Origin of the sequence: Bacillus infantis (genome assembly GCF_008180445.1) — a bacterium.
Taxonomy (GTDB): Bacteria; Bacillota; Bacilli; order Bacillales; family Cytobacillaceae; genus Bacillus_AB; species Bacillus_AB infantis_B.
In genome coordinates, this window is record NZ_VTER01000009.1 from 68,968 (window position 1) to 91,622 (window position 22,655).

20 protein-coding genes are annotated in these 22,655 nt (G+C 46.6%); 4 read left to right on the forward strand and 16 right to left on the reverse strand.

What is annotated here, in order from left to right; all coding sequences use genetic code 11:
- Positions 1-53: 53 nt before the first annotated feature.
- The 3 genes from FZD51_RS17910 to FZD51_RS26955 all read left to right on the forward strand — a co-directional run bounded on the left by FZD51_RS17910 (position 54) and on the right by FZD51_RS26955 (position 1,442).
- Entirely contained in the window at positions 54-758 is a 705-nt protein-coding gene (locus FZD51_RS17910; protein WP_165352694.1) for a FadR/GntR family transcriptional regulator, read from the forward strand.
- A 33-nt stretch (positions 759-791) separates the two neighbouring features.
- Positions 792-1,106: a hypothetical protein gene (locus FZD51_RS17915; RefSeq protein WP_253616155.1), complete on the forward strand. Its 315-nt coding sequence runs from the start codon at positions 792-794 to the stop codon at positions 1,104-1,106.
- An 87-nt stretch (positions 1,107-1,193) separates the two neighbouring features.
- Positions 1,194-1,442, forward strand: a complete 249-nt coding sequence (locus FZD51_RS26955) for a hypothetical protein (protein ID WP_478209721.1) — start codon at positions 1,194-1,196, stop codon at positions 1,440-1,442.
- Here the strand turns inward: FZD51_RS26955 and FZD51_RS17920 are convergent.
- From FZD51_RS17920 to FZD51_RS17955, 8 genes are all read right to left on the reverse strand, one after another.
- Complete coding sequence (locus FZD51_RS17920; RefSeq protein WP_148976019.1) at positions 1,372-3,588, reverse strand: alpha-galactosidase; 2,217 nt, start codon at positions 3,586-3,588, stop codon at positions 1,372-1,374. The two genes, FZD51_RS26955 and FZD51_RS17920, sit on opposite strands and share 71 nt — an antisense overlap.
- Before the next feature lie 25 nt (positions 3,589-3,613).
- Positions 3,614-6,649, reverse strand: coding sequence for a beta-galactosidase, LacZ type (gene lacZ, locus FZD51_RS17925; protein ID WP_148976020.1), 3,036 nt, complete (start codon positions 6,647-6,649; stop codon positions 3,614-3,616).
- A gap of 30 nt (positions 6,650-6,679) precedes the next feature.
- A complete protein-coding gene (locus FZD51_RS17930; protein WP_148976021.1) occupies positions 6,680-7,504 on the reverse strand; it encodes a carbohydrate ABC transporter permease in 825 nt (274 codons plus the stop codon).
- Entirely contained in the window at positions 7,497-8,447 is a 951-nt protein-coding gene (locus tag FZD51_RS17935; protein ID WP_262380977.1) for a carbohydrate ABC transporter permease, read from the reverse strand. The genes FZD51_RS17930 and FZD51_RS17935 overlap by 8 nt, the downstream gene beginning before the upstream one ends.
- Before the next feature lie 120 nt (positions 8,448-8,567).
- Positions 8,568-9,857, reverse strand: a complete 1,290-nt coding sequence (locus tag FZD51_RS17940; RefSeq protein ID WP_148976022.1) for an ABC transporter substrate-binding protein — start codon at positions 9,855-9,857, stop codon at positions 8,568-8,570.
- Between the two features lie 167 nt (positions 9,858-10,024).
- Positions 10,025-11,770 carry a sensor histidine kinase gene (locus FZD51_RS17945; RefSeq protein ID WP_262380978.1) on the reverse strand — a complete coding sequence of 582 codons (1,746 nt, stop codon included), beginning with the start codon at positions 11,768-11,770 and terminating at the stop codon, positions 10,025-10,027.
- Positions 11,771-11,783: 13 nt separating this feature from the next.
- A complete protein-coding gene (locus FZD51_RS17950; RefSeq protein WP_187445812.1) occupies positions 11,784-13,316 on the reverse strand; it encodes a response regulator transcription factor in 1,533 nt (510 codons plus the stop codon).
- 286 nt (positions 13,317-13,602) lie between these two features.
- On the reverse strand, positions 13,603-14,622 hold the full coding sequence (locus FZD51_RS17955; protein WP_148976024.1) for an NADP-dependent oxidoreductase: 1,020 nt from the start codon (positions 14,620-14,622) through the stop codon (positions 13,603-13,605).
- Between the two features lie 273 nt (positions 14,623-14,895).
- Here FZD51_RS17955 and FZD51_RS17960 point away from each other — a divergent pair, with 273 nt between their 5' ends.
- Complete coding sequence (locus FZD51_RS17960) at positions 14,896-15,204, forward strand: hypothetical protein (protein WP_148976025.1); 309 nt, start codon at positions 14,896-14,898, stop codon at positions 15,202-15,204.
- Between the two features lie 104 nt (positions 15,205-15,308).
- On the opposite strand, the gene FZD51_RS17965 is transcribed toward FZD51_RS17960, so the two are convergent.
- From FZD51_RS17965 to FZD51_RS18000, 8 genes are all read right to left on the reverse strand, one after another.
- Entirely contained in the window at positions 15,309-15,509 is a 201-nt protein-coding gene (locus tag FZD51_RS17965; RefSeq protein WP_148976026.1) for a transcription initiation factor TFIIIB, read from the reverse strand.
- A gap of 82 nt (positions 15,510-15,591) precedes the next feature.
- Positions 15,592-16,137 (reverse strand): GNAT family N-acetyltransferase, encoded by a 546-nt coding sequence (locus FZD51_RS17970; protein WP_420886274.1) that lies wholly within the window; start codon positions 16,135-16,137, stop codon positions 15,592-15,594.
- Between the two features lie 6 nt (positions 16,138-16,143).
- Positions 16,144-16,413 carry a hypothetical protein gene (locus tag FZD51_RS17975; RefSeq protein WP_148976028.1) on the reverse strand — a complete coding sequence of 90 codons (270 nt, stop codon included), beginning with the start codon at positions 16,411-16,413 and terminating at the stop codon, positions 16,144-16,146.
- 302 nt (positions 16,414-16,715) lie between these two features.
- The gene (locus tag FZD51_RS17980; RefSeq protein ID WP_148976029.1) at positions 16,716-17,762 is read right to left on the reverse strand and encodes an aldose epimerase family protein; all 1,047 of its coding nucleotides are present in this window, start codon (positions 17,760-17,762) and stop codon (positions 16,716-16,718) included.
- A gap of 45 nt (positions 17,763-17,807) precedes the next feature.
- Positions 17,808-19,307, reverse strand: coding sequence for a UDP-glucose--hexose-1-phosphate uridylyltransferase (gene galT / locus FZD51_RS17985; RefSeq protein ID WP_148976030.1), 1,500 nt, complete (start codon positions 19,305-19,307; stop codon positions 17,808-17,810).
- A gap of 12 nt (positions 19,308-19,319) precedes the next feature.
- A complete protein-coding gene (gene galE / locus FZD51_RS17990) occupies positions 19,320-20,309 on the reverse strand; it encodes a UDP-glucose 4-epimerase GalE (protein ID WP_148976031.1) in 990 nt (329 codons plus the stop codon).
- Complete coding sequence (locus FZD51_RS17995) at positions 20,306-21,481, reverse strand: galactokinase (protein WP_420886278.1); 1,176 nt, start codon at positions 21,479-21,481, stop codon at positions 20,306-20,308. The genes galE and FZD51_RS17995 overlap by 4 nt, the downstream gene beginning before the upstream one ends.
- 39 nt (positions 21,482-21,520) lie before the next feature.
- Positions 21,521-22,510 carry a LacI family DNA-binding transcriptional regulator gene (locus tag FZD51_RS18000; RefSeq protein WP_148976033.1) on the reverse strand — a complete coding sequence of 330 codons (990 nt, stop codon included), beginning with the start codon at positions 22,508-22,510 and terminating at the stop codon, positions 21,521-21,523.
- Positions 22,511-22,655 lie beyond the last annotated feature (145 nt).

The window sequence follows — 22,655 nt, forward strand, 5'->3', positions numbered from 1 at the left end:
GATTTTCTGTATGATGAAATCGCTTTACCTGTCATTTTTAGGGAGTGAAAAATATGAAAAAAAAGGCCTATGAAACTATAATAGATCACCTCCAGAATATACTTTTTTCCGGTGCCTTCCAGCCCGGGGACAGGCTTCCGACTGAAAGGGAACTGGCATCCCGCTTTAAGGCGAGCCGCACATCTGTCAGAGAAGCCTTAAGGCAGCTCGAAGCACAGGGGGTGCTCGAAATCAGGCAGGGCAGCGGGAGCTATCTGAAAGCCCGTCCGAATTCCCGGCCGGAGAGCGTCTCTTTTACCATCGAAAATGAAAAAACCAAGCTTGTCTATGAGATGCTCGAGCTCAGGCGCGCCTTGGAAGTAGAATGTGCCGGGCTTGCAGCACAGAGGGCAGGCTCTCTGGATTTGGAGCCGATCAGACAGGCCCTTCTCCTGATGGAGAGCACGGATGATGCAGAGCTGGGGATTAAGGCGGATGTCGACTTTCATTTCGCCATTGTCAATGCCGCCCGCAATTCCATCTTTGCCAAACTGTTTGAAACGGTAAGCGGACATATGAATGACACCATCCGTGCTACTAGGAAGGAAAGGCTCCTCGATCCATCGAGAAGGCAGGATACCATTGAAGAACATAAAGAAATCTTTCTGGCCATCGCTTCAGGCCAGGTCCAAGAAGCAAGGCTCTCCATGGAAAAGCATATCTCCCTAATCAGGAGAGAGCTTTCTTTAGGAATGATAGATAGGCAGCAGGTACAGTGAGCTTTTTATAAGGCTGAAATCAGGAGGATCATTATGTATTGGGAGACTATGCCCGGCTGGTTTTGGGCCATTTATTATTCTATTCTGTTTAGCTCGATGGTTGCCGCTGTCTATTGTATTATGAAAGAACAGCTGAAGATTCCATCTGTCATTTTGATTTTCTTTGTACTGAGTGTACCTATTGCCAGCACTGAAAGAGGACCCGGAATAAATGAAATGGAATACTTTATCGGCCAGCTGCAGCAGGGCATCGGCTGGACCTTATTTTCGCTGGCAGGTTATTTATTATTTGATGCTGTGGTGGTTCCTTTTCTTTTTCAAAAAGAGGTGTCATCACAGGAAAAGTAAGGAGATTTCTTCTTAATCAAACGTTTGATTAAAGAGGCTTCAGCACTTGGGGCATATGCATTTTGGTTCTGAAGCTTGGACTCATGGGTGCAAAGCTACGGATCAATTGCTTTTAGGAACTTTATCTTTGCGCTCCCCCTGCAGCTTCTCGTTATGGGGCGTCTTGTCCGCTTTCTATTCGAGAGGTTGTTAAAGGCAGGGAGATTGAAGGATCAGCAGTTTAATAGTCTTCAAAGGAAAAAGGGCGGTTCTCCCGCCCTTCCTTTTAATCCACTGCTCTTAAATGGAACACATAAGACTGAAAATCCCCGCCGCGCTCGGCCGTCTTTCCATTAACGCCGTTAAATTCAACAGGCAGCTGCAGCCCGGTCTGCATCAGCTCATCTCCGTAGTAGCTTCTGCTGCTTCCTGATACCTGATACTTAATAGAAGGATCCAGTCCTGAAAGCTTCAGCATTTGCTGTTTTGCCGGGTTCGCCATTGCAAGTACCTTATACCAGCCGACAAGCGCCTCCGTCTTGTCCTCATTCACTGTCAGCCAGGCTGTTTCGTTTCCTTCAAAAGGACTCAATAATCTGTAGAAATGCCCGTCCCTTATCAGGCGCCGATGCTGTTTATAAAAAGAAACCTGCTCTGAAATCCGGCTGCGCTCTTCATCTGATAGACTAAGAGGATTCAATTCATAACCGAATGTTCCAAAATAGGCTGTATTGGCCCGGGTAGACAGCGGAGTCTCTCTTAAAGTCTGGTGATTCGGCACGGCTGATACATGTGACCCGATGCTATACAGAGGATAGGCAAAAGAGGTCCCATACTGGATCTTCAATCTTTCGACTGCATCTGTATCATCGCTTGCCCACGCCTGCGGGGCGTAATACAGCATTCCGGGATCGAACCTGCCTCCCCCGCCTGCACACGATTCAAATAATACCTCCGGAAATTCTGCTGTCAGCTTTTCATACAAGCGGTACACTCCAAGAATATATCGATGGAAGAACTCACCCTGCTGCCCGGCCGGAAGATTTGCCGAAAAGGCTTCCGTGATATTCCGGTTCATGTCCCATTTAATGTAGGACAATCCTGTCGTTAGAATGATTCCTGACATTTTCTCATATAAATACTCGACGATTTCTTCCCGTGAGAAATCCAGCACCAGCTGATTCCTCCCCAGGGTTTGGCCTACCGCCCAGTCAGGATGCTTTTCATACAGCCTGCTTTTCGGACTGATCATCTCCGGCTCGAACCATAGGCCGAATTTCATTCCGGTTTCCTTTACTTTTTCTGCGAGCTTCTCCAATCCATTCGGGAGCTTGCTTTCGTCAGTTTCCCAGTCGCCGAGCGAGGTCGTATCATCATTGCGCTTGCCAAACCAGCCATCATCCAGGACAAACAGCTCGATTCCCAGCTCTGCAGCCGATTTTGCGATATTTACCAGTTTTTCTTCGTTAAAATCAAAGTAGGTGGCTTCCCAGTTATTAATCAGAATCGGCCGTTCTTTTGTGCGCCATTGCGCAGGAATCAGATGTTTCCGGTAAAGATTATGGAAAGCCTGGCTCATCCCGTTCAGCCCGCTGTCAGAGTAAATCATCACTAGCTCTGGGCTCTGGAATGACTCCTTTTTTCCCAGAGACCAGTGAAACCCGAAAGGATGGATGCCAGCTGTCAGCCTTGAGGCTTCATAATGGTCCACCTCAGCCTGAATGATGAAATTGCTGCTGTAAACAAAGTTTAAGCCATAGACCTCGCCGCTATGCTCGGTCGCATCAGGCCTCGCCAATGCGGCAAACGGATTATGATGGTGAGAGCTTGCCCCTCTTATGCTTGAAATGGATTGAATTCCTGCTTGGAGCTTTCTTTCCTTCACATGCCGCTCCCTTGACCAGGTGCCTGACAAATGGATAAATTCGAAATTGCTATCAGGGAAATCAATGGACGCACTCATCAAACGGTCTATTTCAAGAGGCTCTTCCCCTTCATTTTTAAGGCGCGCGCTTCTTGTGATCGCAGGATGATTCTTGAAAATGGTGTAATTCAGCACAAGCTCAGCCTGAAGTTTTTCATCCCTTAAAACAATCTGGAGTGTGGCCGCTTCCCCATTCTCCTCCGTATAGGTGGCAGGAAGCCCCTTAAGCAGGGGCTTACCATCCATTACATGATACCGTTCATAGCGAAAGTCAGGAATATGATTGAATCCATTTCTTTTAACCACAATGGCAGGCTCCCTGAAATCCGAGCTGCCATAGACAGGATATTCCTGGCGCAATGTTTCAAGGGAAAAGGCAGGATCATCCGCATAAGGGTGGCAGCTTGCTGCGGTCGGTACATCATAAACCTGCAGATGGGAAAAATCCTCCCGGTGGCGGAGTGCCTTTCCGTAATAAAGATGGCCAAGCTGGCCGTTTTTCATGACGTGAAAAATATAGCTGACCTGCCCATTTGTCAGATGGAACTGTCTTGTCTCACTGTTTGCATGTATTAGCATAGGATCACCTGCTTCAAAAAAGTTCTTAAACCTGCTCAATGACAAACTCGAATACCATGTCTTTCTCCGGCTGGATTCTATGTTCACTGTGGACAGGAGCCCCCCAGCTGTCATCACCGCCCACACCCATCTGGCGGCCGGCAACGGTCACCACTGTGTAATGGATATCAGGCAGTTCATAGTGATGGTTTGCATGCTCCAATTCGAATGCCGTGTATGGAGAGACTGTACACTCTACCGGCTCCCCTGCTGCTGAGATCCTGATGCCTGAACCATTCTGATTGGTTATGCCCACTGAGCGGACGCCGGTACGGTTTCCGGACTCCTGCGGCATCACATAGCCGGAGACATTATCTTTCACTGTGTTCTGGAATCTTCCAAGCCTGGCCCCACGGCTGCGGTCATCATAATTCTCCTCCGGCCCAAGGGCATACCAGTCAAGCTTTTCATATTCAGCCGGCACCTTGAAGGAAAGGGCGAATATCGGCATTTGCGGAAGGTTATCTGCACCATCGTATACGGATCTTACATGCAGGGAACCATTCTCGCGTACTGTGTAATGAATCTTTACGCTCATTTTTTCGCTGATGGAAAATTGATAGCTGAACGCAATTTCGGCAGAGCCCGCTTCTTCCTTTACTTCAACCGCTGTGCACCGCCTTGCGAGGCTTGCCGCATACCAGGCCCCTGAAGTGAATCCCTGTGCAAATCCCCTGTCATTGTCGGTAGTCGCTCTCCAGAACAGCGGGAAGACCGGATACGAAATCATTTCTTTTCCGGCATATTTGAGCGAGACAAGTGTTCCAGCCTGCTTAGAGAATATGATGGAAAAATCGCTTCCATGGACACCGATATTTACGTCTCCTTCTACAACCCTTAGTTTTCCAGACACTGCTTCAGCTTTTTGCTCACCTGCCACCTCAAAAATATATTGGCCAAATGCAGCTTCATGCCCCTGCTCAGCCCATTGCTCCGGCTCTCTAAGGGTAAGCGACGCTGTAATGCAGTACTCACCAGCCTTCTCTCTGATAGCTTCAGGCCAGTCGAAGGCTGCATATCCTTCTTCTCCTGGATTTACAGACAAGGACGAAAATCCTTTAAAAATCTCTTTTCCCTCATGCTGCAGCGTATACTGCAGGTCATACTGATCCAAATTCGTAAACAAGCTTTCATTTTTAATCCTGGCACCAGACCATTCTGCTTCCAGCTTGAAGTCCTGATACAGGAATTTCACTTCCTGCATTTTCGGGGACAGCTCCCGGTTGGCATAAACGATGCCGTTCGTACAGAAGCCATAATCGGTCGGCCTGTCTTCAAAGTCCCCGCCATAGGCAAGGAATTCTTTGCCGAAACGGTCTTTTTTCACCAGTGACTGATCAATATAATCCCAAATAAAGCCGCCCTGGTACATCGGATATTTGTTTTCCAGATCAGTATATTTGTACATGCCTCCAAGCGAGTTGCCCATCGCATGCATATATTCACAGCTGATGTATGGCTTTTCGGGATCTTCGGTTAAGTATTTTTCAATATCCGCCGGCTTGGCATACATCCGGCTTTCCATGTCACTCGTTTCGCTGTAATTCCGGTCATAGAATACCCCTTCATAATGAACGAGCCTTCCGGGATCTTTTTCCTTGAAGTATTTTGAGACGTTCAGGATCACGTCGCCGGCATATGATTCATTGCCGCAGGACCAGATCAGAATGGATGGATGGTTTTTATCCCGCTCATACATGGAAATCGCCCGGTCCATGACGATATCCTGCCATTCCGGCAGATTCCCCGGTATATTCCAGGAAGGCTCGACTTTGCCCATCTTCTGCCATGATCCATGAGTCTCCAGATTCATTTCATCAATCACATAAATCCCGTATTCATCGCATAGCTCATACCACAGGCTCTGGTTCGGATAATGCGAGGTGCGCACAGCATTGATGTTATGCTGCTTAAGCGTCTTAATATCCCATAGCATATCTTCCCTGGTGATGGCCCTTCCTGTCCGGCAATTGAATTCATGCCGGTTGACGCCTTTAAAGACAATCCGCTGTCCGTTCAGGGTCATGATTTTATCTTTCATTTCAAACCTTCTGAACCCAACCCTTTCCGGTACAACTTCTTCTATGCTTCCGTTTTCTCCATATACTGTAAGATAGAGCTTATACAGGTTAGGCTGCTCTGCACTCCATAATGCAGGAGAGTCGAGCCCGAGCGTGAATTCCCAGCTTTGGCCGCTTTCAACTGCCTCTCCTGAGGAAACCCGGTTCCCAAGGTCGTCATATAAATCTGCTGCAATCCGTGACGGAACATCACTGCCCTTCAGCAGTTCCAGCCTTCCCTTCAGTGCCCCGCTGGTGAAATGATCATCAAGCTCTGTCCTGACATCAAGGTCATAGATGTGAGTGCCAGGCACCGTATACAGATACACATCCCGGAATATCCCGGAGAAGCGCCAGAAATCCTGATCCTCCAGCCAGCTTCCTGTACTGCGCTGGAACACTTCAACAGCGAGTTTGTTGCTGCCCTCCTTCAGAAAAGGAGTCAGTTCAAACTCGGCCGGAGTGAAGCTGTCCTCGCTGTAACCGACAAATTCTCCGTTCAGCCACACATAAAAAGCAGACTCCACTCCCTGGAATGAAATATAAAGAGGCATGCCCTCCATGGTGCCAGGCACCGTGAATTCTTTTACATAGCTTCCGACAGGATTAACATCCTGCGGAATCTCAGGCGGGCGGATATCAGCAAGCCCGTCCCATGGATACATCGTATTCGCATACTGGGGTTTGCCGTAGCCCTGCAGCTGGATATGGCCAGGGACGCTGATATAATCCCAGCCATCACATGAAAAGTCCTGTTTGTAAAATTCGGAAGGCCTCACAGCGGGGTTGACCGAATAATTAAATTTCCAGCTGCCGTTCAAGCTGTGGCGCATGGTCATGGAAGCACCCGCCCTGGCTTCTTCCAGTTTTTTATAGTATTTATGGTCTGAGTGTGCGGGGAGGCGGTTCACTGCAAACACACTGACATCCGATAGCCAATTTAAAGATGGAGTTGAAGACATTTTTTCCTGCACTTCCTTTTTATAAAAAGTTTATTTAACCGATCCCATCATCCCTGCCACGAAGTGCTTCTGCATAATAAAGAAAATCAGTGCAGACGGGAGGGTCGCAATGACGATAGCTGTCATGATCACACCATAGTCAGGCGAATAGCTTGAACCTAAGTTTGATATCAAAAGCGGAATTGTCTGGTTTTCCGGTGACTGCAGAACTACCAGGGGCCATAGATAGCTGTTCCAGCTTGCCATGAAGGTGATGATTGCAGCTGCAGCATAAGTCGTTTTCATGGTTGGCACATAAATGCGGAAAAAGATGCCCAGCTCAGAAAGACCATCGATCCGCCCGGCTTCGAGTATGTCGCGCGGAAACATCTTTGTGCTCTGCCTGAAGAAGAAAATCAGGAAAGCGGTAGTAATAGTCGGCAGGACGGCTGCCGTGAGAGTGTCGATCCCGATTATCGGCATGGTCTGCGATATGGTTCCGAACATGCGGAATAAAGGCACCATTAAAGCAGCAAACGGAATCATCATCGATAAGAGCAGGATATTGAACACGATATCCTTCGCCCGGCTTCGGTAGATTTCAAAGCCATAGCCTGCAAGGGAAGCAATCAGAAGCGCCAGCAGAGTCGTAGAAATCGAGATTTTTGCTGAGTTCATCAGTGCTGGCACGAGATCAACCGTATTCAGGAGATTCGTCATATTATCCATAAAGTGGCTGCCCGGAAGCAGTCTGCCTTTCGTTACATCTGCTGACCTGTTTGTCGAGCTGACGATCATCCATAAAAATGGGAATATGGAAATGATAGAAGCCACTATCAGAACGGTGTAGCCTATTATACGTTTCGATTTACTCATTTCTGTCACCTGCCACTTTAAACTGAATGATGGAGAAAATGACAATCAAGATGACAATGGCATATGACACCGTTGCAGCATAGCCAAAATCAGGTGTGTACTTAAAGGAAAGATTATAAATATATTGAGAGATTGTCATGGTTGCATTTGCCGGTCCGCCCGCTGTGATATTGATGACTTCGTCAAACAGCTGCAGTGTACCGATTGTTGATGTAATAGATGTAAAGAGAATGATCGGCTTCAGCATGGGCACCGTTATTCTGAAGAACTGCTGAAAAGAAGAGGCGCCGTCCATTTTGGCTGCTTCATAGATTGACTGGTCCACATTTTGAAGAGCCGATAAATAAAAAATCATATTATATCCCGTCCACCGCCAAGTGATGGCCACAATGATCGTCACTTTTGCCCAGAACGGGTCAGTGAGCCAGGAAATCGGCTCTGAAATAAGCGCCAGCTTCATCAGCATAATATTGATGATTCCATCCTGGCTGAAAAGGTACTTAAAAATGACCGAGTAGGCTACCAGCGAGGTCACACACGGCAAAAAGATGGCTGTCCGGAATAATCCCTTCCACTTAAGTGTTTTGTTGTTAAGCAATACAGAAAGGAATAAAGCCAGAATGATCATCACTGGCACCTGGACAATCAAGAAGATCACGGTATTTTTAAGCGTCGTCAGGAAAGTAGGATCCTTCAAAAGCCGGGTATAATTATCAATCCCGGTAAATTGAAGATTTGCTCCTGTCCCTGACTGAAACGAAAGAAGCAATGCCTGTACCATCGGATAAAAATAGAACAAGCAAATCAATCCTGCTGCAATGACGATAAATGACCATCCCACTGCACCATTCTTTATTTTTAATTTTCTATTTGGCCTTGCTGTGCCTGGACCCTGCCCTGGCTTTTCTGCTGTCACTGTCTGGCTGGCTTTTGCCGGCATCATATTCATCAGCTCCCAACCTTGTTCTAGTAGGAAAAAGCCCCATCCGCCTGATAATCAGTTAGCTCCATTAAACCGAAAGGAGTAGCCGGCGAATTCCCGAGGCTTAATTCTTATTTAATTTTATTGAATTTGCGCTTCTGCCTGTGCCTGTGCGTCTTCAAGTGCCTTATCCAAGTCTTTGCCCTTCAGATAGTTCTGCATTTCAACTGCAAGGATATCTTCAATGGCATAGGTGTGCAATCCGTAGTTTACTTGAGGGATCTGCTCTGTCCATTGGGCGAAGTCAGAGATAACTTTCTGGCCTCCGAAGAACTCGTCGCCTGATGTATATGCCTCTCCTTCAGCAGCTGGTTTATAAGTGCCGATTGCCCCTATCTCTGTATTCAGTGTCTGATAAAACTCTGAATCAGAACCAAAGGTTTTTGCCAGGAATTCTGCAGCTTTCTCTTTTCCAGGGATGTTCAGCACGTACCATGAGCTGCCGCCGAGATTGGAAGCATTTACTGATCCGGAAACGCCGGACTGCTTCGGCTGCGCTGCTACTGTCCATTTGCCGGACTGGTCAGCTTCTGCTTTGATGGATGCAGTGATCCAGTTGCCTGAAGGGACTGTTGCCACATCTCCGCTGTTGAAGCCTGCCACGAACTGGCTCCAGTCTGAAACCGGCTTAACAAGGTCTGCATCCAGGATTGCCTTGTATGTCTTGAAAGCTTCCTTCAATGCTTCATTGTCTGCCAAATCAGGTGTTTTTCCATCTTCCTTCAGATACCAGGATCCGCTGGACTGGATCATGGTGCGGATCAGCCCAAGATCTTTCGGGTCTTGAGTCAGCATATGTTTGCCTGTTGCTTCTTTAACCTTTTTGCCGATTTCGATATATTTGTCCCAGTCAATATTTTGGATATCTTCAGGCGTATAGCCTGCCTGCTCAAGGTAATCAGTTCTGAAATACAGCCCTGTTACACCTGTATCAAACGGAAGCCCGTAACTCTTGCCATCCAGGCTCGTTGGCGCGATCTTGTATTGTGCGAAATCATCTGCATTGAATGAATCTGTCAGTTCATAGAACATATCAGGATAAGCCTGCAGGAAGCTTTGCGCCCGGTAGTCCTCAATCAGGACGATGTTCGGGAGACCCTTTGTCGTCCCTGAGCTCAGGCTTGTGTTAAGCTTTTGGATGATGTCCGCCTGTGCATTTTCAACAATCTTAACGTCAAGCTCAGAATCCTCTTTCTGATAGGCTTCTTTTGCCAGTTCGAGTGCTTTGATGTTGAAGTTTGGATCCCATGCCCAAACTGTTATTTCATTTGTATCTTTTGATTCTCCTGAAGCATCTTCAGTATCTGACCCTGAAGAACAGGCAGACAGCATCAATACTGCGATTAATAAAAAGGCCAGCAGCTTTTTCATTGATTCCCCTCCATCTATTTTTGTAAGCGTTATCTTTCTGCCTTTATCGTAGCATCTTAAAAGGAGGGAGTATTAGGAGGATTTTTTTTAACATTTGTAATATCTTTGTCTTATGAATGCGTTTTCATTGGTTGAACTTTGGATTATTTTTAGAAATTTGGACGATTTCAAGCTTTTGGGAGCGGTATGGTAAGCCGAATGGTTGTCCCGTCTCCCGCCTTACTGGAGATGGATACACCCGCATCGTCTCCATAAATGAGCTGCAGTCTATCATGCACATTTCTCACGCCAATGCCGGTGAAAAGCTGCTGCTTGCTTTTAGCAGGCATTGGCTTATCTTCCTCAATCTCCATTCCGTCACCATTGTCCACTACCTCGCAAATCAGCCTGCTGTTCTCCTTCCAGATCAGTACATTGATATAGCCTCCATCCTTCCGATTGAACGCATGGAAAAAGGCATTTTCCATAAAAGGCTGAAGGATCAGATTTGGAATAGGCTCATTCAGGCAGTCCGGTGAAACAAAATAATTGGTCTTAATCCGGTCTCCATAACGCTTTTGATTAATAAAAGCATAATTTTTAAGATTATCGATCTCCTGCTTAACCGTCACGGTTTCACTCGGAGAGCCGATTGTGTTTTGAAGCAGTGATATCAGCGCCATGATGGTGTTTTCCGCCTCCTGCCTGCCGCCCTGCTGAACCATAAAACGGATTGATGTGAGCGTATTATATAAGAAGTGCGGATTGATCTGCTGCTGAAGGGCTGCCAGCTCGGCATTGCGCTTTTCCTTCTGTGTCTGCATCAGTTCCTCAACATAATCATGCAGCTCATCCAGCATACTGTTGAATGCATAGGCGATCTTCTTTGTTTCATAGGTCCCTCCCACAGTTACATACTGGACAAAATCATGCTTTGCAGCTCCTGAAATCTGACTCGCCAAGGTTGAAAGAGAATTTGTCAGCCTCCGGGAAGCAAAAAATACAATAAATAATATGATGATTACAATTAAAATAACAATCTGGGCAATGTCGCTTTTATCAACCAAATCTCCGAACGCCACTTCCTTATCAATAATATTGAACAGGTATAAGTCAAAGGAAGGAAGGTATTCCATCAGGATTATGTGATCCTTCCCCATGAAATCCCCCACTTTATATGGCTCAGTTCCTTCCAATTCCTCAGTATAGCGACGAAAGTCAGCCGATGTCCGGCCAATCAGATCCGATCGGCTGCTGGAGAAAATGACCCCCGATTTATTTGTAACAAATACATGATTCCCCGGGCTTGTATAGCTGGCATAAAACTTCCTGAATTCTTTCTCCTGAATGGCAAAATAGAGTTCCCCAAAGTCCCTTCCTGAAATCGGCTCCCTGATTGCCCTTGATGCTACGATGAAATTCCTGTCATCAGATTCAATTTCCTGGCCCGGCCTGTAGTCATACTGATACATAAGCCTCTTTGGATTCCGGAGCGTATTTTTCCGGATGGCACTCCTTCTCAGCTCTTCGTCGGTTATGGGCCAGTAGGGCCGGTCGGTCGCATAATCCATTCCATTCTTGCCCGTCACCACAATGCCTACCTCATAAGCATCCAGATACGATGTAATCCGGTTCATCTGCTGATACATATTAAAAAAGGAAATCATCTGTTCATATTCCGTTTCCCGGGCACTCAGTATCCTTTTGACCGCCCCGTTTTGAAGAACTTCATTTGAAGTATTAACAATAGAATAATGAAAAGATTCAAAGCTGTCCTTCACCTGATTCATTACCTTTGAATTAGTGATGCTGAATCTATCGATAAAGAACTGTTCAGACATCCTGACCACTGTCACAGTCAGTACAGCGGATACCGAAATGATAATAAACACTGTGAAAAGGAACTGCTTCATAAATAATCCGTTAAGCCTCATAGTCGCTCATCTCTTATCTTGTAAAATATTTTCGTTTATACTGGCTTGGCGACAGCCCCGTCCTTTTCTTGAACACCCTGCAGAAATAGCTGTGATCTGAAAATCCGACCAGCCCGCTGATTTCCGATATCGTGGCCTCCCCCTTCAGCAATAGCTTTGAGGCCTCCTCAATCCTGATTTTGTTCAGCTGCTCAATAAAGCTTCCCTCGTTATGGGCCGAGAAGTAGCTGGATAAATAGGAAGGATTAAAATGAAAGTGCCTGGCTGCTTCTGTCAGGGTAATAGGCTCATCATAATGCTCCTTCATATATTCAATAATCTTTTTAATGGTAAAGCCGTTTTGTTTATCAGCAGGAATCAGTGATTCATCCACCTCTTTTATAAAACGTGCCAGAACTTCAAGTGCCTCTGCAGCAGTCCCTGCGTCTTCAACAGCCTTAAAGTATTCATATTTTTTCTTTTGGATCGCATCCGCTTCAACAGCCATATTTCCCAGAATGACCGTAATATTAAAAATCGCATTCCCTAAAAATGCTTTAAATTCAAAAGGCGCAATAGAACTGTCCTTCGCCAGGGAAGAGGTATGCTCACTCAGATAGGCAAGCGCAGAATGAACATTTTTGTTCTTGAATTCCTCTGTAAACCATTCCAGGCTGAACTCGTTCCTGCCGGAAGAAGCTGCAGGCAGATCCTCTTCCTTTAAGACCCCTTTCTGAGGAAAATAAAAGGAATAAGGAAGCAGCTTCAGTATGCTGTCCTTCCACACAGCACCGAGATCGGAGAAGCTTTCAAATTTACGGCTGAGCGCAGCTGCAGCCGTATCTGCAAGTGCAGCGGCGTCCTCAATCGCTGGAAGAATGCGGGCTTCCTCTTCTTTTTCTATATTGATCAATATCCCTGCAGTGCTTTCGTCTGTAAAAAAAGGAATTGCAGCGGCTTCAGGAGCCTTTTGACTGATCCCTGCTTTAACTTGATGGACAAGCTCTGCTGCAGTCTTTGCTGTACGCTTTGCCTCAATGCCAAGAAGATAAAAAGTTCCAAAGGGAAAACTTTCTTCTATAGCTGACTGGTCCATAACCGCTTCATAGCCTGCAGCCAGCTTTTCTATCACTGATTCTACCGAATGGCTGCTGTTTCCCTCCGTTTGCAGGAGGGAGGGAATCTTGCTGGCAGCTGCCTGGAGCACTTTCAGCAGCCCTTCCGCATCAAGCTTTGGTTTTAATATATAGTCAACCGCCCCGTTCTGGAAAGCTGCCCTGACATAGTCGAATTCCCCATAGCTGCTCAATACAACAATCTTTATATCAGGATAGCGTTCAGTCACAATCCTTGTGAGTTCTTCTCCATCCATGATCGGCATGACAATGTCTGTCAGAATGATATGCGGCCTCAACGCCTCAATCATGTCCAGTGCCTCCTGCCCATTCGATGCCTCTCCCGCAATCCTGAATCCAGCCTGCTCATAATCCATATAATGCTTAATTCCCTGCCTGATTAAAACCTCATCATCTACAATCAGCACTCTGCACAGCTCTTCCTTTGGCATAATTGACCCCTCCATGCAGGAATTTTTGTTTTTATTCATTATAAATCACTGCCGCAAACGTTTTCATAATTAAATACAGGAAAATTCCGATGTAAGATAGCGATAGATTATCTAAATGAATATGATTCTACCAAATTTTTTAATATTTCTACATAAAAACTGAATGATTCTACATAAATTTAGCTTTTTTCTACATAAAAATCACTGGAACCAACAAATAATACATTTTATGGAAAAATAAGAAAACGCCGGCCCCCTCAGGACCAGCGCTTCCCTACGTTCATTTTTATTTATCTTCCGCAACCTTCACCAGCTGCTTGCCCATATTCTTTCCTTCAAAAAGGCCAAGGAAGGCATCTAGGATATTGTCAAATCCTTCAGTTATTGTTTCTTCATACTTAAGCTTTCCTTCGCTGACCCATTTGCCAAGATCGGCAGCTGCTTCTTTGTAGCGGCTGGCATAATCTCCGACTGTGAAGCCTTTCATGAGTGCGCTCGTTTTGATCAGCTGGCCCTGGACACGCGGACCTGTGTCTTCGCCCTGCTTGTTATAAGCTGAGATAGCTCCGCATACCGGCACCCTTGCAAATTTGTTCAAAAGGCTGATGGCTGCATCGCCAATTTCCCCGCCGACATTTTCAAAGTATACATCAATGCCGTCCGGACATGCCTTTTCCAAAGCCTTGCGGATATCGCCAGCTGTTTTGTAGTTGATGGCTTCATCGAATCCAAGCTCATCCTTCAGATAAGAAACCTTCTCATCAGTCCCTGCAATCCCGACTACCCGGGAACCCTTGATTTTAGCAATCTGGCCAACAGCTGACCCGACGGCCCCTGCCGCACCTGAAACAACGACGGTTTCATTTTCCTTAGGCTGGCCGATGTCAAGAAGCCCAAAATAAGCAGTCAGCCCTGGCATTCCCAGTATCCCAAGGTGAGTTGAGACCGGTGCAACCTGAGGATCAATTTTGCGGACAGCCTTTTCTGAGGCAACGGAATATTCCTGCCATGGCAGCATTCCGACAATATAATCACCTTCATTAAAAACATCCGACTTGGACTTTACAACCTTGGCCACCCCTCCGCCGTGAAGCGCCTCATCGAGCTTAAATGGCTCTACATACGATTTTGCGTCAGACATCCGCCCGCGCATATAAGGATCCACAGACAGATAGACCGTCTGAAGTAAAACCTCTCCTTCCTTCGGCTCCTCGACCTTAACATCGGCAAAACGGAAATCATCCTTCACAGGTGTCCCTTTCGGACGTGAAGCAAGCTGAATTTGCTGCTGAGTATTCGGTAGCATGGTTATCCTCCTCTTAAATGATAATTGCACTTTACCATATTGATGAATGGTGATTCAATCTTGAAGGGCCAGCTTCCGCATATCCCGACGAAATACCCAGCGTTCCTCCCGCCGTGCCAGGCACCACAAAAAGACAGTTTTCAGCCTTTTGTCCACGAAGGGTGCCTGACACGGTGAAACAAAATGGCTGCTCGTTCGTATATAATTAAAAGGAAGATTATGTAACCACAACCCTTCCATCCCTGATGATAATCATAAAAGAGGTGAATCCCTATGCCGACCATACTTGCTGTTAACCTTTGCATCGTTTTAGTTCTTTCTGCATTCATATCCTATATTACGAAGGACGGAAAAAAGAAGGACAAGGGATTTGTTTTGTCTTACTATCAATTGAGCCATAGAAGAAAAGTGATCCGTACTTTATGGGAGCTTCCTTTCATCATTCTCCTCCTGACCCTGATGTTCTATCTCACGGAACTTGAAACTATCTATAAGCTGTCCCTTTCCGCCCTGCTGTTCGTCGTGTTCATCGGCCAGTTCTGCTATAACTACTATAAATGGAAGCAGCAGGAAAAGGCATGATCGGCTGAGATCATGCCTCTTCCTCGTTCAGAGTGCCTGGCACCGCAAAAAGACAACTACCCGCTATTTGTCCACACACGGTGCCTGACACTGGCAGCATCCTCCTAAAAAATAGTCCCCTTAAACTTCTCCGGCTTAGTAACGTAGCTTTCAATTATGTACCCGCAGCCCGTGCAGATGATATGCTCAACGGGTGATCCAAAGCTCATCTTATTGTCGGGTATGATTGTCCCATATCCATGCTGACTGCCTTTGCCCAATTCCTTCCCTTCGCATTTCGGGCATTCCCCGGCCATTTTTTTCATCGGTATCTCCTCCTTTTTTAGTACTCTTTTGTATCTAATACGAAAACAATGAAATTAAGTTTAGCTAATCTGGATTGCTATCTTAATTGAAGCTTCCCAGCAGTTCATCCGTCCGCGGCCGCCAAATCATATGATGGGAACCCTTTCCCCAATAATTCTCCATGACAACCACTGGCTGTCCAAACTTCCGCTTCCATATTTCCTGGGCCCTTTTATACCCGCTGTCGAGGCAAAACTCTTCAATTCCCCTTTCACAGAAGACAGGGTGCAGGCTGCTCAGCAGCCGGCTGCCGATTCCCCTGCCTTGAAAATCTGGATGGACAAAAACTGTGCCCACTTCAAATAAACCTCTGTACTCCTGGCCAGTGCCTTCCAGGATCAGACTGCTGGCGGGCCCAAATTCAACAGTGCCGATCATTTTTCCCTCCACCTGTGCAAGCAGAAAATACCGGTCCTCCCCCCGGCTTGAAAGATCCTCCAGCAGGTACTCTTTTTTTACTTCAATCTCTTTCTCAATATCATCTAAAAGCCCTCCGATGCCTTCCTTGTTAAACGTATCGGTGATAACCAATCTAAAAAAGTCATTCAGTTCTGCTGTATCTCCGTAGACAGGTCTCCTAATATGCATCTTCATCTATTGATAAAATGCCGATGCTGCCAGAACAAGGCATACTGCAGATGCTAAAAACATTGCGGCTGCAGCCCCCCGGCTAGTCTTCAGCTTTATCCCCCACGCTACAAAGAATACGGCAGCCGCAGCTTTTGAACCCCCTTGAAAGATTGAATCATCTGAGAAAACAGAACTGCTGAATAAAATCGACAAAAGCAGAGCTCCTGTGATCAAAATCTTGAACCACAGCGGTTCTCTTAAGAATAGACCCGCGAACAGCTTTACCTTTTTCATTGGTCATAAACTCCCTTCTAAAATAGGAAACATTGGTTTAAAAAGGATTGCATTTGAGAGAATCTTTAAGAGCATTTGAGGTTTCTGTGATTTATAGAAAATCCTTTCAGCGGGATATCTGTCTCTATATTACGATGAAGATTCAATTAAGTTGCATTCTGACTGGAAAAATTTTTCAGAATACTTCTTGAGGTAACCAGTTATCCCAGTCCCCCTCAGCTGAGCAAATCTGCTTTTACTTCCTGCACCAATAGAAAAACCTGCACAGATATACTGTACAGGCTTAGCCTATTATCTCTTTACTATTCTTGTGAAAACTTAAAAGCAGTAACTGACCGGAAGCTTTCCCCTGCTTTCAAAATACAGGATGGAAACTCAGGGTGATGCACCGCATCCGGCAGCCCCTGGGTCTCCAGGCAGACGCCCAAATGATTGGCGGCTGTTACACCGCGTATGGAGAATGGCCCCTCCAGTGTATTGCTTGTATACAGGACAACGGCAGGCTGGTCTGTTTCCACGACAAGGCGCCGGCCGCTTTCTGCGTCGAATAAGGTGATTTCTTCATTCCCGTTTTCAGCAAGCAGGAACGGATGGTCATAGCCGCTGCCGACCCGTATATTCTGCGGGTTTTCCGAGGTATTTCCATCCTTAAGTTTCCGGCCTTTCGTGAAATCAAATACGGTTCCATCGACAGGCAGGAGCTCCCCGGTCGGTATGAGCGCTTCGTTCAGTTCCGCAAACCTGCCGCTTTTAAGCGTCAGTTCATGATCGAGGATATCCCTTTTCAGATCTCCGCTCAGATTAAAATACGAATGATTCGTTACATTGACGATCGTATCTTCATCACTGGTTCCTTCATAGCTGATCTCCAGTTCGTTCCGGTCATTCAATGTGTAAGTAACCTTCATTTCAAGATTTCCTGGATAGCCTTCTTCGCCATCCTTGCTGACGTACCGGAAGATGACGCTTGCTGAATCCGGGCCTTCTGTGACTTCTGCATCCCACAGCTTTTTATCAAAACCTTCCACGCCGCCGTGAAGATTATTTCCGCCATTATTTTTGGCAAGCTTATAGGTTTTCCCGTTCAGCTCAAATTCCCCGCCGGCAATCCTCCCGGCATGGCGCCCGCAAACTGCTCCAAAGTATGGGGAATGCTGCTGGTACTCTTCCAGAGTATCAAAGCCCAGAACAACATTTTCCATCCGCCCGTCCCGGTCCGGCACAAGGATTTTCGTGATGATACACCCATAATCGAGGCAGGAAACCTCCATTCCCTGCCTATTCACCAGTGTAAAGATGGAAACCGTCCGTCCATCCAGCTCTGCAAACTTCTCTCTAACTGCCTTCATTTGCAAGACTCCCATTCTTTTAAAAAATGTATTTCATTGCTTCAATTAATCAAGCCCTGCCAGGAGATCAGCAAACCTGCGGAATGCCGCCAGGCCGTATTCAGTCTGCTTGAACACGCCTGCATCCTCAAGAACCCTTACAAACTTATACCCGATTTCTTTCCGTATAATAGATCCGGCTGTTTTGCCGGTTAGCTCAGCCGCATATTTCTCTTTCATTTCAGCAGCCCATGGCAGATGGTAATCCTTTACCTCTGATGGCTGATCCAGCAGGAATTTTTCTATCTCACTGATTTCCTTTTCCAGACGCGCAGGCAGAACGGCCAGCCCCATCACTTCGATCAGGCCGATGTTTTCCTTTTTGATATGATGGACATCGGCATGCGGATGAAAAATGCCGAGCGGATGCTCAGTGCTCATGCGGTTGTTCCTGAGGACAAGATCCAATTCATAGAGGCCATCCCGCATTCTTGCAATCGGTGTGATGGTGTTATGCCTCGTCTCTCCTGTAAATGCCTCAATTTCAGCTTCTGCATCACTGTATTGAACCCATGCTTCAAGAATCATCTCTGCTGCATCTGCAAGCTCTTCCTGTTTTTTGCCTTTCAGGCGGATAACAGACAGCGGCCATCTCAGCATACTGGCGCTTATATCGGGAAAACGGCTCAGCTGGAACGAGCCTATTTCATCTGCACCTGCCATAGCAAACTCATTGCTGCCGCCCTGATAGTGATCATGGCTGAGTATGGATCCGCCGACAATCGGCAGATCCGCATTGGAGCCAACGAAATAATGCGGGAACTTCCCTGTAAACTCGAGCAGTCTCGCAAAAGTGCTGCGGTCGATTTTCATATCACGGTGCTCCCCGCAAAGGACGATGCAGTGCTCGTTGTAATATACATAAGGAGAGTACTGCAGGAACCACGGTTCATCAGACAGCTCCAGGTCGATGATCCGGTGGTTGGAGCGCGCCGGATGCCCCGGACGCCCTGCATATCCTTCATTTTCTGCACATAGCAGGCACTTCGGATAATTGGAGGAAACCACTTTCATCTCCCGTTCGCGTGCTATCTGCTGCGGATCCTTCTCCGGCTTGGACAGATTGATCGTGATGTCCAGTTCGCCATAATCGGTGGCGATTTTATAATTGATATTCTTTGCAATGCTTTTGGTCTGGATATAGTTGCTGTTCCGGCTGAGATCGTAAAAATACCTGGTGGCCTTAGCAGGGCTTTCCTCATATTTCTCATAGAACTCTTTATTGACAGAAGAAGGCTTTGGAACAAGCACATCCATGATTTTGCTTGAGAGAATGTCTTTATCACTTTCAAGGCCGGCTATCCTGCCTTCAGCAGCCGCAAATCCGACAAGGTCTTCCAAGACATCAGGAATGACCTTTTCCACCGCTTCGGCATGTTCCGGATACTCGACTAGCCCAAGCAAAGACATGACCTGATTTCGTGCATATATTCTGTCGCGCTCCTCAATCATGCCTAAGGCAGCGGCCTTATTGACCAGCGTCTCTATGCTCGCATATACATCCATTCCGAGCCCTCCTTAATCGTTATAGCCGTGCGGATGCGCCTGATGCCAGCTCCACGCATCTTCAATGATCTGCTTGATGCTTGTTCTCTGCGGGTTCCATCCAAGAACTGTTTTTGCTTTTTCTGATGAAGCGATGAGGGTGCTTGGGTCCCCGCTTCTTCTTGGAACGACTTTAGCCGGAATCTCATGCCCGGTCACCTCTCTGACCGCTTCGATCATTTCCTTAACAGAAAAGCCCTGCCCGCTTCCGAGATTGATGATCTCGCTTTTCCCGCCATTCTGCAGATATTGCAGTGCCAGCAGATGGGCGGCAATCAGATCCTCGACATGAATATAGTCGCGGATGCAGGTTCCATCTTCTGTATCATAATCATCGCCGAAGATTGAAATATGCTTCCGCTGGCCGAGGGCCACCTGAAGAATGATCGGGATCAGATGGGTCTCAGGCTGATGGTCTTCCCCGATCTCTCCTGTCGGCCTTGCTCCCGCCACATTAAAATAACGGAGTGATACATATTTCAAATCATGGGCCGCTTCACACCATTTCATGATTTTTTCCATCGTCAGCTTGGTTTCGCCATAGGCATTCGTAGGATTGGCAGACATCTCTTCCGTGATCGGCATTGTTTTCTGCTCTCCATAGGTGGCTGCGGTTGAAGAGAACACAATATTCTTTACATCAAACTCGTTCATCACTTCGAGCAGCACCTGAGTACCGTAGACATTATTGTTGAAGTATTTCAGCGGATTCTCCATAGATTCGCCAACAAGCGAGTTGGCCGCAAAATGGAGGACGCCGTCAATGCTTTCCTTTTCAAACACACTGCGCAGAAACTCCTTGTCGCGGATGTCCCCCTGATAAAACTTCGCATCCGGGTGAACCGCTTCCTTGTGGCCTGTCTCAAGGCTGTCAACAACTACCGCTTCATAATTCTGGTCGATCAGCTGATAAACAGCATGTGAACCAATATATCCTGCACCGCCAAGAACTAAAATACTCATCCCTGCACCTCCAAAATGATTTCCTTGGTTCCATCCCCGACACTTGCTGCGTAGAAATCTGCAGCATAGCCGATTCTTTTCATATATTTTTTGCCTACCTCTTTAATGAAAGAAGCAGCTTTGTCTTTCTCAACAATGGCAATCGCACATCCGCCAAACCCCGCACCGGTCATACGGGCCCCAAGCGTGCCTTCCTGCTGCCAGGCGGCTTCCACCAGAGCATCGAGCTCTTTTCCGGTTACTTTATAATCATTTTTCAGCGACTGATGCGACTCATTCATCAGCTTTCCGAAGTCTTCAAGGCGCCCTTCCTGCAAAGCCTTGAAAGCTTTTAGCGTCCGCTGGTTTTCACAGACGGCATGCTTCGCCCTTTTTTCCAGAATTTCATCCCCGATCAGCTGCTTATGCTGTTCAAATTCATCCTCTGATAATTCCCCAAGCGATGAAATGGAAAGCTTAGACTGAAGCTTATCAAGCGCTGCTTCACACTCGCTCCGCCGTTCATTATATTTAGAATCTGCCAGCTCCCTGCGCTTGTTCGTATTCATGATCATGATCTGATAATCTTCCAGATTGATAGGGGCATATTCATACTTCAAAGTATTACAGTCAAGCAGGATGGCGCTTCCGGCCTGGCCCATGCCAATGGCAAACTGATCCATGATGCCGCTGTTGACGCCAATGAATTCGTTCTCGACTTTTTTCCCGAGCTTTACAAGGTCAATCCTTCCGATATTAAATCCAAATAGCTCATTAACAGTTACCCCGATCAGCATTTCAAGTGAAGCAGATGAAGAAAGCCCGGCGCCGTTCGGAATATTCCCGTACACGTATAGATCGATCCCGACTGGCAGCTTCCAGCCGGCTTCTTCTATATAAGCAATCATCCCTTTCGGAAAGTTCGCCCAGCCATGTTCTTTTTCATACTCCAGTTCATCCAAAGAAAATTCGACTATCCCTGCGTCCGGGAAATTCTGTGAATATACTCTGACAATCCTGTCGTTCCGCTTCTTAACCGCTCCATATGTCCCAAGCGTAATGGCACAAGGGAATACATGGCCGCCATTATAGTCGGTGTGCTCTCCGATCAGATTGATCCTCCCTGGAGAAAAGAAAAGCCTGGCATCCCCTTCCATAGAGTCAGTGTATATGGTTTGAAAGTCATTAATCATTGATTGAAGTTCCATATCGTCATCTCCTGCTTCACAAAGTTAGAAACTGCTGCTCCGGGCAATCAGTTCAGTCGCAAGAAACACCTTCTTTGCGATCTTCCTGCCCTGATTTCTTTCCAATAATAAATCGACGGCCACCTCGCCCATTGGCTCTGTATGCACCTTCAAGGTGGTCAGCGCCGGGAATATATATTTGGATACACTGATATCATTGATCCCGATCACATTGACACGCTCCGGAACCTGGATGCCGGCTTCGTGGAGGGCCCTCAGGCAGCCGATGGCAATCAGATCATTGCCTGCAAATACCGCGGTCGGGAGACTCTCCCCTTTTTCCTCTATCATCTTGTTCATCAGCGTATAGCCGCTGTCCACCGTAAAGCTTCCGATATAGATATTACCTTCATCCAGAAGCCCGCGGCTTGCCATATAATGTCTGCAGGCTCTTTCACGTGCATCTTCAATTCCGCCCGATTCGTCTTTAAAAACCTCTTGTCCGCCGATATAGCCAATGGTTTGATGGCCTTTACCTATTAAATAATCAAGTATTTTCACTGCCGCTTTTTCAAAATCTACGACAACAGAGTCATACCGGTCTTCATCCGGGCTGTAGTCTGCAAAAATAACAGCGTCCGTAATTTCCCCCAAAGCATCAGCCTGCGCCTTGCTGAACTTTCCGACAGCTATAATGCCCTGAAGGCTTTCACTTCTGGCTTTTTCCAGGTCATCATAAAAATAGTTGGCATACTGGATGCCGAGCTGCTGGCAGCGCTGCTCAATGCCATAGCGGATCGACATATAATACAGATCTTCCAGCTCTTCTTTCTCTGTATACCAGTGAACGACTGCAATTTTTAATGCGGCATCCTTTTTGACAGGTTTTTTCTTATAATCAAGCTCTTCCGCGGCTTCAAAAATCTTTTTGCGGGTATCATCTGTCACTGACAGGGAAGCATCATAGTTGAGCACCCTGGAAACAGTGGCAATCGATACCCCTGCTTTTTCTGCTATTTTCTTGATTGTCGCCATACTCAGCCTCCTTCCGTACAAATGAATAAATCGCTTACATTTATTTTATTACTTTTAGTAAATAAATCAATGTTTTTACTAAAAAGTTTACAAAGTTTTAATTTAACAATTCTTCATCTATTAAAGAAAGGAGTGACCGCATCAG